Genomic DNA, 14768 nt, shown 5'->3' with positions numbered 1-14768 from the left:
TCTCAAATACCCTTTGGAGACTTATATATTAAAGGATTATAAAACTAATAGCATCTTCGTATTTAAATTAATTCGGCGAACTTAGTTATTTTGGCGTGTAAAACAAGTCACCTAAGTGATGTTCTAACATAAAATTACGTGTTAAACGCAGTACTTGCTTTGCAGTCGACTGCGCCAAACATGCAGTGAGTAATTGTTCCATATCACTTACACTTAAACGTCTAAGTACCCACTTAACTTTATTAAGTGATGATAGATTCATGCTTAAGCGCCTGTATCCCATAGCAATAAGGAGTATTGCACCTTCAGGATCGCCGCCTAACTCTCCACATAAACTAAAAGGTAACTCATACTGTTCGCACTCGCAGGCTATTTTATTAAGCACTCTAAGTACGCCAGGGTGATAGGGATTAAACAACTCAGCAACTCGGGCATTTGCTCTATCTACCGCTAATAAATACTGCGTTAAATCGTTACTGCCTACGGAGCAAAAATCAATTTTTTTAGACCACTCTGGCAGCATAAATACGCTTGATGGCACTTCAAGCATAATACCTATATCGGGTCTTTCTATTTGTTGTTCTGGGTATTTTTCACTTAGCTCAAAATAAGCCTGCTCAAACAATGCGAGTGACTCGTCTACTTCTTCAGTGCCGCTGATCATTGGCAGCATTATTTTTAAATTACCTAAACCTATATTGGCTTTAAGCATGGCTTTGAGTTGATCTAAAAACAATTCAGGGTGATCAAGGCTGATACGAATACCACGCCAACCTAAAAATGGGTTTTCTTCGGTTATGTTAAAGTAATCAAGAACCTTATCGCCACCTATGTCTAATGTTCGCATAACCACAGGATTGGGATGATAGCTAGTTAGTACTTCTCGATACCAATTTTCTTGCTCTGATTGCGAAGGAAACTGACCTTTTTGCATAAACCACGCTTCGGTTCGATAAAGCCCTACACCGTCACAAATATGTGAACTACTTTGCTCGGTATTAAGCTCAAGGCCTGCGTTCAATAATAAGCTAACATGCTCACCGTCAAGCGTAATTGATTCTGAGTCTTGCTCTGCTAAAAAGCGATTATTAAGTAGATTATCTTGATGCTGTAATTCGGTGTATTCATCCATTAACATTTGCGATGGCGATATGTATAAACGCCCTGCAAATGCATCTAAAATCATTGATTTACCGTCAAACTGCAATAAAGGTAAATCCTCTATACCCCAAATAGCAGGAATACCCATTGCACGCGTTAATATAGACGCGTGACTATTTGCTGAGCCATTTACACTAACGACACCGGTTAAATGCCCTTTTGGTACTTCTGCAAGCATTGCTGGTGTTAACGTATTGGCAATCAAAATTGTATTGGGAGGGTAATTTTTAACAGCATGTTCGGTATTTACAAGATGATGCAGTACCCGCAAGCCAATGTCTTTAACATCAACGGCGCGCTCTTTTATGTAAGGGTCTTGCATGGCATTAAATTGAGATATTAAACGCTCTATTACAATTTTTAATGCACTTTTAGCACACCAGCCTTCTTGTAATTGCATTTCTACATTGTGGCCTAAACTTTTTGCATCAAGTAGCTGTTGGTAAACATCAAATACAGCAAGAGCTTCGTGCGGAATAGAATCACTTAGCGTCATCGAAAGGGTACTAAATTCTTTACGCGTTGCAGCTACGGCTTGTGTAAACAAACGGCGTTGCTCTGTTGTATCATGATCTTTTTTGAGTTCAATCGATTTAAAATCAAGTTTAGGCAAAAGTACAAATGCCTGTCCAATACCGATACCCGGCGCACTCGATACGCCTTTTAATACCGATGTTTGATGAGATGATTCATCTTGGCGCAAAACTTCTTTAATTTCGGCATGTGCTAACTGTGAAGCCAGTTGAGCAGAAAGCGTAATTAAAAATGACTCTTCATCTTGGCTAAATACACGCGCCATTTTTTGTTGAACGACAATAACACCCAATACTTTTTTTGATGAACAACGGGTACAGATAAAAAAGCGTTGTAGCCTTCTTCATTTACTTCAGGGGAGAGCTTAAAACGCGGATGCGATTTAGCAAATGCAATATTAATAGGTTCTTCGCGTTGCGCTACTAGGCCAACTAAACCTTCGGTAAAACCAATTCTAAACTTACCTACCGCATCGGGGTTTAGTCCTTCGGTTGCCATAAGTACAAAATTGTCTTGGCTGTAATCTGCAAAATAAATGGAGCAGCACTGGGTTTTCATGGCATCTTTCACCATTTGCACAAAGCACACTAATGCGCTGTCTAAATTCGCTTGCCGCGATACAGACTCCGCAATAGATCTCAGTGTAGCCAGCATACCCTGCTCCTTTATTGTATCGAGAAATTACTACCTTTTACTTCGCCAATGATCTTTATGTTGTTCTCTCTTATTAAAAGGCATGGCGAAAGGAGCAAACTCTTTCATTACTCGTCGATAAACATCCCGTTTAAACGATACAACCTGTCTTACAGGATACCAATAACTTACCCAGCGCCAATCATCAAATTCAGGATGATGGGTTTTAAGTAAATTTACATCTTCGTCTTTACAGCGTAATTTTAGTAAAAACCATTTTTGTTTTTGCTCAATACACACCGGACTAGAGTCTCGGCGGATTAATCGTTTGGGTAATTTATAGCGTAACCAATGTTTTGAGCTTGCGACTATTTCTACATCTTCTGGTCGCAGCCCTACTTCTTCGTGTAACTCGCGGTACATGGTTTGTTCTGCTGTCTCACCATCATCAACACCACCTTGGGGAAATTGCCAAGAATGTTGACCATAGCGTCTGGCCCAAAACACCTGTCCCTGATTATTGCAAATTACAATTCCGACATTGGCACGAAAACCTTCGGCATCAATCACCTTAGTGCCTCATTTGTAAGTCGATTTTTTATGATTGTTCCACATAACCCGCAATACGGCAAATACTATTACGAGTTTTACTCTGCTTACCCACAGCTTGTGCATAACTTTTGTAAAACACGCTCATTTTGCAAACAAATCCACAATATGAGATCTAAAAACTGACTTTCTCCACAGAATCTGTGGATAAACTTGTTCATACATCTGTATTTATCCCTGCAACTCTAATCTCACTTAATTAAAGCTGAACTATAAAACACAAAATTACAAAGCAGTTCAGTTACTTAAGTTAATTCGCTCACTTTTTAGCGTGTGTAAAATTACAGCAAACACCTCATGTACAAAAAACACACAAACGCAAAGATATCCACGGCTTAGCTGATTTGCTATCATGACAAGGTGATTTATTCAACTCAAATTAGTGATATGCGACCAACAAAACCACATTCAATTAATGACCTAATAAAGCGGGTTGATAATATTGCAGGCCTGACACTTGGCCAATTAGCCAATGAGTATAACTTTAAAACGCCTGACGATTTACTGCGAGAAAAAGGCTGGACGGGACAATTAATAGAATACGTTTTAGGTGCAACTGCAGGCTCTAAACCACTACCCGATTTTGAAGATTTAGGCATAGAGCTAAAAACACTCCCTATTTCTTATAAAGGGAAACCACTGGAAACAACATTTGTATCTGTAACGCCACTAATGAACGTGACGGGGATGGCGTGGCATACCAGCAGCGTTCGCAAAAAGCTTAATCACGTTTTATGGCTACCTATTTTAAGCGAGCGTGATATTGCTCCATTTGATAGAACAATCGGCAGTGGCTTTTTATGGCAACCCACACCTGAGCAGGACGCTTTATTACAGCGCGACTGGGAAGAGCAAATGGAGTTAATTGCACTTGGCCGAATTGACGAAATATCGGGCCATTTAGGCGATGCAATGCAAATACGCCCAAAAGCGGCCCATAGCAAAATAGTCACTGATGCCATTGGCCCTAATGGGCAAATAATAAAAACCCTGCCCCGTGGCTTTTATCTAAAAACCAGCTTTACTGGCGAGATTTTAAAACAGCAATTTCAGCTTTGAGTGCTCTGTAAAGTAGTAAGACTTAAACAAAGAGTTATTATTTGTGAATCTTCCTTTTCGCACTGCGTGCGCGTCAGCAAGCTTAACACCTACAACTTATTTTCATCTCTTTGAATAAAAGTATCAGGCATAAAAAATCCCCGCTTGTGCGAGGATTTTATCATCTAAAATTAAAAATTAGATTCTATATAAAATAGAATTACTGACCTTTAACTTCTTTAAGACCGTTGTACGGTGCTTTATCGCCTAATTGCTCTTCAATACGTAGCAATTGGTTGTACTTTGCAACACGGTCAGAACGGCTCAATGAACCTGTTTTAATTTGACCTGCAGCAGTACCCACTGCTAAATCAGCAATTGTTGAATCTTCAGTTTCACCAGAACGGTGAGAAATAACAACAGTGAAACCAGCGTCTTTAGCCATTTTAATTGCTGCTAACGTTTCAGTTAAAGAACCGATTTGGTTAAACTTAATTAAGATTGAGTTAGCAATACCGTTGTCGATACCACGTTTTAAAATCTTAGTATTTGTTACGAATAAATCATCACCTACTAATTGGATTTTATCACCCATTAGCTTAGTTTGATGTGCAAAGCCATCCCAATCAGACTCATCAAGACCATCTTCGATAGAAACGATTGGGTACTGTTCAGTAAGATCTTGTAAGAAGAAGTTAAATTCTTCAGAAGTGAATTTTTTACCTTCACCCTTAAGGTCGTAGATGTTTGCTTCTTTGTCGTAAAACTCAGATGCTGCACAATCCATCGCTAAAGTAATATCTTTACCTAGCTCGTAACCTGCGTTTGCGACAGCTACTTTGATTGCAGCAAGAGCCGCTTCGTTAGATGCAAGGTTAGGCGCAAAACCACCTTCATCGCCAACTGCTGTTGAATGGCCATCAGCTTTAAGTACTTTAGCAAGGCTATGAAATACTTCAGCGCCCATACGTAGACCTTCGCGGAAGTTAGTAGCGCCAACAGGTTGGATCATAAACTCTTGGATGTCTACAGAGTTATCTGCATGCTCGCCACCATTGATGATGTTCATCATTGGAAGTGGCATTGAATAAACACCCGGCGTGCCGTTTAAGTCAGCAATATGTTCATAAAGCTCAACCTTTTTAGATTGTGCAGCTGCTTTTGCTGTTGCTAGTGATACAGCTAAGATTGCATTGGCACCTAATTTTTCTTTATTTTCGGTACCATCTAAATCTAGCATTACTTTATCAACAGTACTTTGCTCTAATGCATTTTGACCAGCTAAAGCGTCAGCAATTTCTTTGTTGATATAACCAACTGCTTTTAATACGCCTTTACCTAAATAACGCGTTTTGTCACCATCACGTAACTCTAATGCTTCGCGAGTACCTGTAGATGCACCAGAAGGTGCTGCAGCACGGCCCCATGAACCATCAGCTAAATGTACATCAGCTTCAACAGTTGGGTTACCACGCGAGTCCATAATTTCGCGACCTATTACTTTTACGATTTTTGACATCTTGATTCCTCTATATTCCCAAAATGGTGAGTTCGACTAACTTTACTACGTTTTATATAGTTTATACCAATTGCATTAAATTAGTGAGCTATTATAGCGCTAAGAAAATAGCTCAATAACAAGGCAGAAATTATGACATATAGTTGTTCTATATGAGTAATTTTTAACGCAGTGAGTGAGTTATTTAATGCGATACAATGCTCATGTTTTTAATAAAATTGGTATTAGTCAGCCCTTAAAACAAAAAAGCCGTGCAATATGCACGGCCTTTTTAAATTACGATGACGCTTTTTGGTGGATATGAGCGGCTGCTACAAACCCTTCAAATAGCGGGTGACCATCACGTGGGGTTGACGTGAATTCCGGATGGAACTGCGCGGCAATAAACCAAGGGTGATCTTTATTTTCGATAATTTCTACCAGTTTTTTATCTTCTGATAAACCGGTAAAGCTTAAACCTGCTTTTTCTAATTGCTCTACAAAGTTGTTGTTAACTTCGTAGCGATGGCGATGACGCTCAACAATTTCATCACTACCGTATACTTCATGTACTTTAGAGCCCGGTGTTAAATGACATTTTTGAGCGCCTAAACGCATTGTGCCACCTAAATCAGATTCAGCATCACGCGTTTCAACATTGCCTTCTGCATCTAGCCATTCAGTAATTAAACCAACAACAGGTGCTGCAGATTTTGCATTAAACTCGGTTGAGTTTGCATCACTAAGGCCTGCAACATTTCGTGCATATTCAATAAGAGCTACTTGCATACCTAAACAAATACCTAAGTAAGGCACTTTATTTTCACGCGCATATTTAGCCGCTAATATTTTACCTTCAACACCACGACCGCCAAAGCCGCCTGGCACTAAAATAGCATCTAAATGCGAGAGTAACTCAACACCTTTACTTTCAAGATCTTGTGAATCTACGTATTCGATATTAATTGTTAAACGGTTTTTAAGGCCCGCATGCTTTAATGCTTCGTTAACCGATTTGTACGCATCTGGTAATTCAATGTATTTACCAACCATACCAATTGTCACTTCACCTGTTGGGTTAGACTCTTGATAAAGTACTTGTTCCCACTCAGCTAAATCAGCTTCTGGTGGATCTAAGTGAAAACGACGACATACAAAATTATCTAATTCTTGCGACTTTAATAATGCTGGAATTTTATAGATGCTGTCTACATCTGGTAGTGAAATAACCGCTTTTTCTTCTACGTTTGTAAATAATGAGATTTTTGCACGCTCATTATTTGGTAGTTTACGGTCAGAACGACAAATAAGAATATCTGGTTGAATACCGACTGAGCGTAACTCTTTAACAGAGTGCTGAGTTGGTTTAGTTTTCACTTCACCGGCAGGGCCTAAGAATGGCACTAACGTTAAGTGAATAAATAGCGCGCGTTCGCGACCAATTTCAGTTCCCATCTGACGAATTGCTTCAATAAACGGTTGTGATTCTATATCACCTACTGTGCCGCCAATTTCTACAATAGCAATATCATAACCTTCAGCACCGTCGTATACACGTTGCTTAATATCGTTAGTGATATGTGGAATAACCTGAATAGTTGCACCTAGGTATTCACCACGGCGCTCACGACGTAATACGTCTTCGTATACACGGCCTTGTGTGAAGTTATTACGACTAGTCATTTTGGTACGAATAAAACGCTCATAGTGACCTAAATCAAGGTCAGTTTCTGCGCCGTCTTCTGTAACGTATACTTCACCGTGTTGAATTGGGCTCATTGTGCCTGGGTCAACGTTGATGTAAGGATCCAGCTTTAAAATGGTAACATTTAAACCACGGGCTTCTAAAATAGCTGCCAACGATGCTGCTGCAATACCTTTACCCAACGAAGAAACAACTCCGCCAGTAACGAAGATAAATTTTGTACTCATGCGAACCCTAGAATATCAGGAATTAAAAGGAATATAACACCCAAAGAAGAGCCTAAGGGTATATCATCAAGACGGGGCGAAATTGTACCAAAACACGGCTTATCAATCCAGCTAAAAATAGCAAATGTGCGCACAAAAAATGTGCATAATTTAATTACAATTTTTTAATCGCATCCCATGCGCGATCCATTTCTTCAAAGGTGGCAGTATCTAAACTTTTGCCTTGTGCGTTTAAATACTCTTGGACTTTTTCAAAGCGCGTTGAAAACTTATCATTGGCACTGCGAAGAAGTTGCTCAGGGTCGCGTTTTACATGGCGTACTACATTCACGGTTGCAAAAAGTAAGTCGCCAAGTTCTTCTGCGGTATGATCCGACAAAGGGTCCTGTTCAATCGCTTCTTTTACTTCAAGCACCTCTTCGCTCACTTTATCAAGAGCACCATGATACGTTGGCCAATCAAAACCAAGAGAAGCCACGCGTTGTTGGATTTTTTTAGCTTTGCTTAAACTTGGCATATTTGCAGGAATATCTTGCCAAAAGGAAGGTGATTCGCTTTTTGCTCTGGTACTGCGTTCTTGCGCTTTTATTGCTTGCCACTGCTGCGATAATTGCTCAGCAGTGAGTACTTTTTTATCGGCAAATACATGTGGATGACGACGGATCAATTTGCTGTTTAATTGCTCAACTACATCATTAAAATCAAATAGGTTTTGCTCTTGAGCTAGTTGGGCATAAAACACGATTTGAAATAACAAATCACCGAGCTCACCTTTAAGCTCACCTAAGTTGCCTGACTCAATACAGTCAGCAACTTCGTATGCTTCTTCTAATGTATGCGGCACAATAGATTTAAAATCTTGCTCGAGATCCCACGGACAACCGCCCTTGGGATCTCGCAGTGTCTTCATTATGCTAAGAAGTTGTGTAAGCGCTGCATTATCATTCATGGTTAATGACCACGCTTGGCATCGTGTACACCTTCAATTTGGTGTAACTTAGAAAGAACACGGTTAGTACCCGATAAGTCATGTACTTCTATTTGCATTGTGAACACTGCTAACTGATTATCTTCAACCGTATTTACATTCATATTAAGTACGTTGACTTTTTCGTTAGCAAGTACTGAGCTTATATCGCGTATTAGCCCTGAACGATCGGTTGCTTCTATTTTAATACTTAGTGCATATGAACCACTAATATCGTCTGACCAACTCACTGCAATAACACGCTCTGGGTGTTGTGCCTTAAGGTGGTTAAATGAGTCACAATCTTCACGATGCACCGCAATACCACGCCCTTGCGTAATATAGCCGATAATTTCATCGCCAGGTACAGGGCGGCAACATTTTGCAACATGGCTCATTAAACTACCAACGCCATCAACTACAATGCCGTTTTTATCACCCGTTACTTTACTGGGTGCTTTAATACGAATTACCGGTTCGTCTTCTGTGCGGTCGGTAACAAAATTTAGCATTTGATTGAGGCGTACATCACCCGCACCAATAGCAACCATTAAATCGTCAAGCTCTTTAAAGTTAAACCGCTTTATTGCTGGCTCTAGAGCTTTATAGCTTAAACCTAATTTTTGCAGTTCATTATCAAGTATTTCTTTACCAGCACTTAAGTTTTTGTCGCGATCAAGTTGCTTAAACCAATGATGTATTTTAGCTCTTGCACGCGATGACTTAATGTAACCTAGTGACGGGTTTAACCAATCTCGACTCGGATTAGGTTGCTTTTGTGTCAGTATTTCTACTTGATCCCCAGTTGTAAGTTGATGCGTAAACGGCACTATTTTGCCAAATACTTTTGCACCAATACAGCGGTGGCCAACGTTCGAATGAATATAATAAGCAAAATCAAGCGGTGTAGCGCCAAGTGGCAAATCAATAATATCACCACTGGGTGTAAATATGTATACGCGGTCTTCAACCACCTGATTTTTAAGCTCTTCAGCTAAATCGCCGCCATCAACTACTTCTTCTTGCCATTGCAGTAATTTACGTAGCCAGCTAATTTTTTGCTCATAACCCGAGCCGCGCCCTGGTAATGCGCCTTCTTTATATATCCAATGCGCTGCCACACCCAGCTCTGCATCTTGGTGCATATCTTGGGTACGTATTTGAATTTCTACAGTTTTACCTTCAGGGCCAAATACCACGGTATGAATAGACTGATAGCCGTTTTGTTTCGGCGTCGCGACGTAATCGTCAAACTCTTTATTAAGATGACGCCAATTGGTATGCACAATACCCAACGCACCGTAGCAGTCTTGCAAGCGCTCAACCACAATACGCATAGCACGAATATCAAACAGTTGATCAAATTCGTAGTTTTTTTGCGCCATTTTTTTATAAATACTGTAAATGTGTTTAGGTCGACCGTAAACTTCAGCCTCTATGCCTGCTTCACTCAAACGGCTTTTGACTTGCTCCACCATATCTTCCATATAAGCTTCGCGTGCTAAACGTTTATCATCGAGTTGCTTAGCAATATTTTTGTAAATATCAGGACGAAGATACCTAAACGATAAATCTTCAAGCTCCCACTTTAATTGCCCAATACCGAGTCGATTAGCTAGTGGGGCAAAAATATCGGCAGTTTCTTTTGCAGCAATAACGCGATCTTCTTCGCCAGCATCTTTTACGTTACGTAAATGGCAAACCTGCTCAGCTAACTTGATAACCACTGCACGGACATCTTCAACCATGGTTAACAGCATTTTTCGAATGTTATCGACTTGCACCGTGCCTTTGCCTTGATGCGATAAAGTGCTAATAGTCGCCATTTGCGCAACGCCTGTTAGCAGTATGGCCACATTACTACCTAGCTGCTCTTCGATCACTTCTAAAGGCACTAAGCCATCTAAAAAATATGGGGTTAAATACGCCGTCGCTAACGATTCAGCATCAAGATTTAACTCAACTAAAATCTCAACCATTTCAATGGCTGTGTTTTGTCGACTCTGACTATTACTGTTAACACACAGTGCTTGCGCTTGATTAAGCATCTCCGCCTTTTCAGCACAAAGTTTGAGTACTTTAAGACGAGTCGCAAAATCACCTGTTTCAACTTGCTGATGTGATTGACGTGTAGCTACCATAATGCGCTTTACCTCCGTTGAAATAACGCCATAGTTTCGATATGTCCTGTATGAGGAAACATATTCATTAGCCCTATTTTATTAAGCTCAAAGCCTGCTTGCGAAATAATAGCGCTGTCACGGGCTAAAGTAACAGGGTCGCAAGAGACATATAAAATTGTTTTAAACTGCTTTAAAGGTAGTTGCTCTAAAACAGCCATTGCACCAGTACGAGATGGGTCTAACACTAATACATCTAAATCTTTACTAAACCACGGCGCATTTTGTATTTTTTGCGTTAAATCAAAGCAATAAAACTCGGCGTTGGTAATAGAGTTAGTTTGCGCATTTTGAGCCGCCATTGCAACCGCTGAAGTAACACCTTCTACGCCAATAACTGTTTTTGCTTGTTTTGCCAACACGAGTGAAAAGTTACCAATGCCGCAAAATAAATCTAATACGCTTTCATCGCCATTTAAATTAAGCCAGTCTGCGGATTGCTTTAGCATAGCTTGATTAACTTGCGCGTTTACTTGGATAAAATTACCTAAACCAAATTCAAACTTAAGATCAAATTCTTTTAAATAATAATACGGCATCGCAAAGTGTGAATGTTCAATCACGTCACTTTCACTTTGCCATGCAATCTCATATTTATGACTTGCAGTAACCTGCTCGACTAATATTTTAAACTCGTCGGGGATTGTTTTTGTATGACGAATAATAACAAAGCTGTGCTCGTCGCTTTCACACAATTGCAGATGACTTATACTGTGCAGCGATTTATGTTGATTAATTAAACTATCAAAAAGTGTAAATACATCTGCGAATGCTTCACTCAATACTGCACACTGGTTAATACTAACAATATTTTTAGAACCACTCGCCCTATAACCCACGCGTATTTTTTTAGCCGCTTTATCAAACATAACAGCAATACGGGCGCTGCGCCTGTAATGCGTTGACTTGCTTAATAATGGCGCCTCCCAATTTAAGTTTTTTTGTTTGGCGAACTTTTCAAATAACTGGTTAACCGCCGTTTGTTTTTCAATGACTTGTTGGCTTGTCTCTAAATGCTGTAATTGACAGCCACCGCAGTGATTATAATGTTCACAAAAAGGGGTTACGCGTGCATCACTTGCTTTAATAATCTTTTGCGTTGCCGCGCTACTGTAGCGGGCTTTATCATCGATTATTGTTGCTTTAACTTGTTCGTTAGGTAAAGCACCACTAACAAAACACACTTTATTATTATGCTTAGCTATACCACGCCCTTGATGATCCATTGCTGTTATATCAAGTACCACTGACTTTTTTTGTAGCGGCTGTTTTTTAGCTTTAAAAATTTGTGCCATTTAGCATTACCTTAAATAATTATTGGTTAAAACAATTGATCTTCAACGATGGTAGATGCTTTGAGAATAGGTGTTGATCCGTATATACTCAAAGGATACTAATAATGATAAAAATGCTTCCATTATGACCAAATTAGGCTTACGCGATTCTGTTTTAACACTGACCCTGATCCCGACGGTGATCATTGGATTGTTACTTGGTGGGTATTTTACAATAAATCGTTACATTGAGCTTGATGAAATTTTATATCAACAAGGGACTACTATTTCAGAGCCTTTAGCAATTGCGCTTGAACAACCACTACAAGAAAAAAACAAACAACTACTAAATCGACTAATTAGCTATACCCATAATAAGCACTCACCCACAGTAAAATCGATTGCCATTTTTGATGATAATAATCAGCTCATCATGACCAGTAATTATCATCGCTCTTTTGATAAGTTAATTAATCAAAAAGCAATGCAAAACTTAAATACTACTCAAGTGCAAAAGTCAGATGAACTCGTCACGTTTTTTACCCCCATTTTCAATCACACTAGCCAAGATTTGAAATGGGAACCGAGTCAATTACAATCACCTTTAGGCACGGTTATTTTACAGCTAAATAAAGATCAAGCTGTAATAGGCCAACAACGTGCGCTATTAATAAGCGGTATTGTTATTATTCTATCTTTGGTGTTTGCCGCTATTTTAGCATTAAGACTTAGTCGTATGTTTATGACGCCGCTTAATAAACTCGTACTTGCCACCGACAAGTTGGTTGAAGGAAAAAGAAATACGGGACTAACTGATACCATGATCGGTGAGTTTGAACTATTGCGGGAAGGTTTAAATACGATAGCCCATACAATGGTAATGCAAAAAGATGAAATGCAAAAAAACATCGATCAAGCAACCAGTGATTATCGTGAAACATTAGAGCAGTACGAAACTCAAAATATCCAGCTCACGATGGCAAAAAAGAAGCGCAAGATGCCAACAGAGTTAAGTCTGATTTTTTAGCTAAAATGAGTCACGAACTACGTACCCCTTTAAATGGGGTGATTGGTTTTACACGACAACTTTATAAAACACCGCTAAATAAACACCAAAAAGACTATTTAGACACAATTGAACTTTCTGCAAATAGCCTGATGACGATTATTAGTGATATTTTAGATTTTTCTAAATTAGAAGCCGGTGCAATGGAACTTGAATCAATTCAGTTTCAACTTAGGGATGCCATAAACGAAGTAATGACATTGCTCGCTCCGAGTGCTCATGATAAGCAACTTGAATTATCTATTTATATTAATCAACAAGTCCCTGATGACTTAACTGGCGATCCAACTCGTTTTAAACAAATACTTATAAACTTATTAAGTAACGCTATAAAATTTACTGAAAAAGGCTCTATAAAAGTAGATGTAAGTTACCGATTACTTGATGAAGAGCGTGCTTCTCTATTAGTCTCAGTAACTGATACGGGTGTTGGTATTCCTATGAATAAACAAGACTCACTGTTTACCCCATTTGGCCAAGCTGATTCGAGTATTACTCGAAAATTCGGTGGCACGGGCTTGGGGCTTATCATTACCAAACATATTGTTGAAGCAATGAATGGCCGAATAACACTCAACTCAGCACCTGGTAACGGCACGTGTTTCACATTCAACAGTATATTTAGATTACCGAATCACGTATTTACCAACGATTTACCGAGTAAATCTCTCATTGGTAAACGTATTTTATATTTAGAACCGCATGAGCATACTCATCACGCTGTTCTATCGTTATTAACACAGTGGCAAACATCAGTTACAGCCTGCTTTAACGAAACCAGTTTTTAGACGCTATAACAAATAAAGAGCATAAATACGATATTTGCTTAATAGGTCACATGGCTTCTGTTGATGATATGCAGCAATTAAAAAGCTATGTAAAATCAGTTCGCGAATCGACTGACTACTTATATTTAATGTTAAATACAGTTTCGCACAATATGCGAGAAGCGTTTATAGGCAGTGGTGCTGATGCGTGTTTAAGTAAACCACTTAACCACCGAAAACTGTGTGAAGTACTTGCAGCACCATACAGACTAGACCACCCTGTTCATAATATTGAGCAGAATGAACACCAGTTACTTCCACTTAAAGTACTTGTCGTTGATGATAACGATGCTAATTTAAAGCTTCTCCATACTTTATTAAGTGAACAGATTGAAGTAATAGAAACCGCTCATAATGGCTCACAGGCTTATAGTTTAAGTAAAAGCCATAAATATGATGTCATCTTTATGGATATACAAATGCCAATTATGGACGGTATTACTGCATGTAAACTTATTCAAGAGTCATCTCTAAACGAAGATACACCAATCATTGCAGTGACTGCTCATGCACTGAATAGCGAAAAAGAGCAGCTACTTAAAGATGGCTTTAAAGGTTACCTAACCAAGCCTATTGATGAAGACATGTTGAAACAGATAATCAGCGAACATAGCCCGCAGACACCTGTTAATCGTGATAAAACAAAAAATGAAGTACCACAAAGCCCTGCTCCTTTCGAAAGTAATCGTATAGATTGGGCATTAGCACTGCAACGTGCTGGTGGTAAAAATGAGCTTGCTCTTGAAATGCTCAACATGCTGTTATCAAGCATACCTGAAACACTTAGCTTACTTGCAAAAGCAATTGATGATACCAGTTGTAAACAAGTGCTAAGCATTGTCCACAAGTTCCATGGAGCGTGTTGTTACACAGGTGTACCAAGACTTAAGTCATTGGCAGAGACCATCGAAACATCACTTAAGAGCGAATGTATACTTGAGAGTATAGAACCAGAGCTTTTTGAGCTACAAGATGAACTTGAAAGCTTACTTCTCGATTCAAAATCAGCTGAAAAATCTAAAGAAGACACGCTATAATAAGCGTGTCTT

Annotated in this window: 7 protein-coding genes and 2 pseudogenes; 2 read left to right on the top strand and 7 right to left on the bottom strand. The window is 39.3% G+C overall.

Annotated elements, in window-relative coordinates; genetic code table 11:
- Positions 1-85: 85 nt before the first annotated feature.
- Positions 86-2349: pseudogene (gene ptsP / locus P4S71_RS13420) on the bottom strand (phosphoenolpyruvate--protein phosphotransferase).
- A gap of 30 nt (positions 2350-2379) precedes the next feature.
- Positions 2380-2898 carry an RNA pyrophosphohydrolase gene (gene rppH / locus P4S71_RS13415; RefSeq protein WP_337150838.1) on the bottom strand — a complete coding sequence of 173 codons (519 nt, stop codon included), beginning with the start codon at positions 2896-2898 and terminating at the stop codon, positions 2380-2382.
- Between the two features lie 426 nt (positions 2899-3324).
- Here rppH and mutH point away from each other — a divergent pair, with 426 nt between their 5' ends.
- Positions 3325-3996, top strand: coding sequence for a DNA mismatch repair endonuclease MutH (gene mutH, locus P4S71_RS13410; RefSeq protein WP_337150837.1), 672 nt, complete (start codon positions 3325-3327; stop codon positions 3994-3996).
- A gap of 199 nt (positions 3997-4195) precedes the next feature.
- On the opposite strand, the gene eno is transcribed toward mutH, so the two are convergent.
- The 5 genes from eno to rlmD form a co-directional block, all read right to left on the bottom strand.
- On the bottom strand, positions 4196-5494 hold the full coding sequence (eno, locus tag P4S71_RS13405) for a phosphopyruvate hydratase (RefSeq protein ID WP_007377517.1): 1299 nt from the start codon (positions 5492-5494) through the stop codon (positions 4196-4198).
- Positions 5495-5770: 276 nt separating this feature from the next.
- Positions 5771-7405, bottom strand: a complete 1635-nt coding sequence (locus P4S71_RS13400; RefSeq protein ID WP_033015319.1) for a CTP synthase — start codon at positions 7403-7405, stop codon at positions 5771-5773.
- A gap of 154 nt (positions 7406-7559) precedes the next feature.
- Complete coding sequence (gene mazG / locus P4S71_RS13395; protein ID WP_337150836.1) at positions 7560-8354, bottom strand: nucleoside triphosphate pyrophosphohydrolase; 795 nt, start codon at positions 8352-8354, stop codon at positions 7560-7562.
- A gap of 2 nt (positions 8355-8356) precedes the next feature.
- A complete protein-coding gene (relA, locus tag P4S71_RS13390; RefSeq protein WP_008134814.1) occupies positions 8357-10513 on the bottom strand; it encodes a GTP diphosphokinase in 2157 nt (718 codons plus the stop codon).
- Positions 10514-10521: 8 nt separating this feature from the next.
- Positions 10522-11847 carry a 23S rRNA (uracil(1939)-C(5))-methyltransferase RlmD gene (rlmD, locus tag P4S71_RS13385; protein WP_337150835.1) on the bottom strand — a complete coding sequence of 442 codons (1326 nt, stop codon included), beginning with the start codon at positions 11845-11847 and terminating at the stop codon, positions 10522-10524.
- A gap of 124 nt (positions 11848-11971) precedes the next feature.
- On the opposite strand from rlmD, the pseudogene barA reads away from it, so the two are divergent.
- Positions 11972-14756, top strand: a pseudogene (gene barA / locus P4S71_RS13380) (two-component sensor histidine kinase BarA).
- Positions 14757-14768: the final 12 nt, after the last annotated feature.

This window comes from Pseudoalteromonas sp. B62 (assembly GCF_037162565.1).
Classification (GTDB): Bacteria; Pseudomonadota; Gammaproteobacteria; order Enterobacterales; family Alteromonadaceae; genus Pseudoalteromonas; species Pseudoalteromonas fuliginea.
The sequence above is the reverse complement of the archived record's forward strand: the minus strand, read 5'-3'. Positions and strand labels throughout refer to the sequence as shown.

Excerpts from the sequence above, each read along its gene's own strand:
- mutH (WP_337150837.1), top strand. The coding sequence starts at position 3,325 with ATGCGACCAACAAAACCACATTCAATTAATGACCTAATAAAGCGGGTT.
- eno (WP_007377517.1), bottom strand. The coding sequence starts at position 5,494 with ATGTCAAAAATCGTAAAAGTAATAGGTCGCGAAATTATGGACTCGCGT.
- P4S71_RS13400 (WP_033015319.1), bottom strand. The coding sequence starts at position 7,405 with ATGAGTACAAAATTTATCTTCGTTACTGGCGGAGTTGTTTCTTCGTTG.
- mazG (WP_337150836.1), bottom strand. The coding sequence starts at position 8,354 with ATGAATGATAATGCAGCGCTTACACAACTTCTTAGCATAATGAAGACA.
- relA (WP_008134814.1), bottom strand. The coding sequence starts at position 10,513 with ATGGTAGCTACACGTCAATCACATCAGCAAGTTGAAACAGGTGATTTT.
- rlmD (WP_337150835.1), bottom strand. The coding sequence starts at position 11,847 with ATGGCACAAATTTTTAAAGCTAAAAAACAGCCGCTACAAAAAAAGTCA.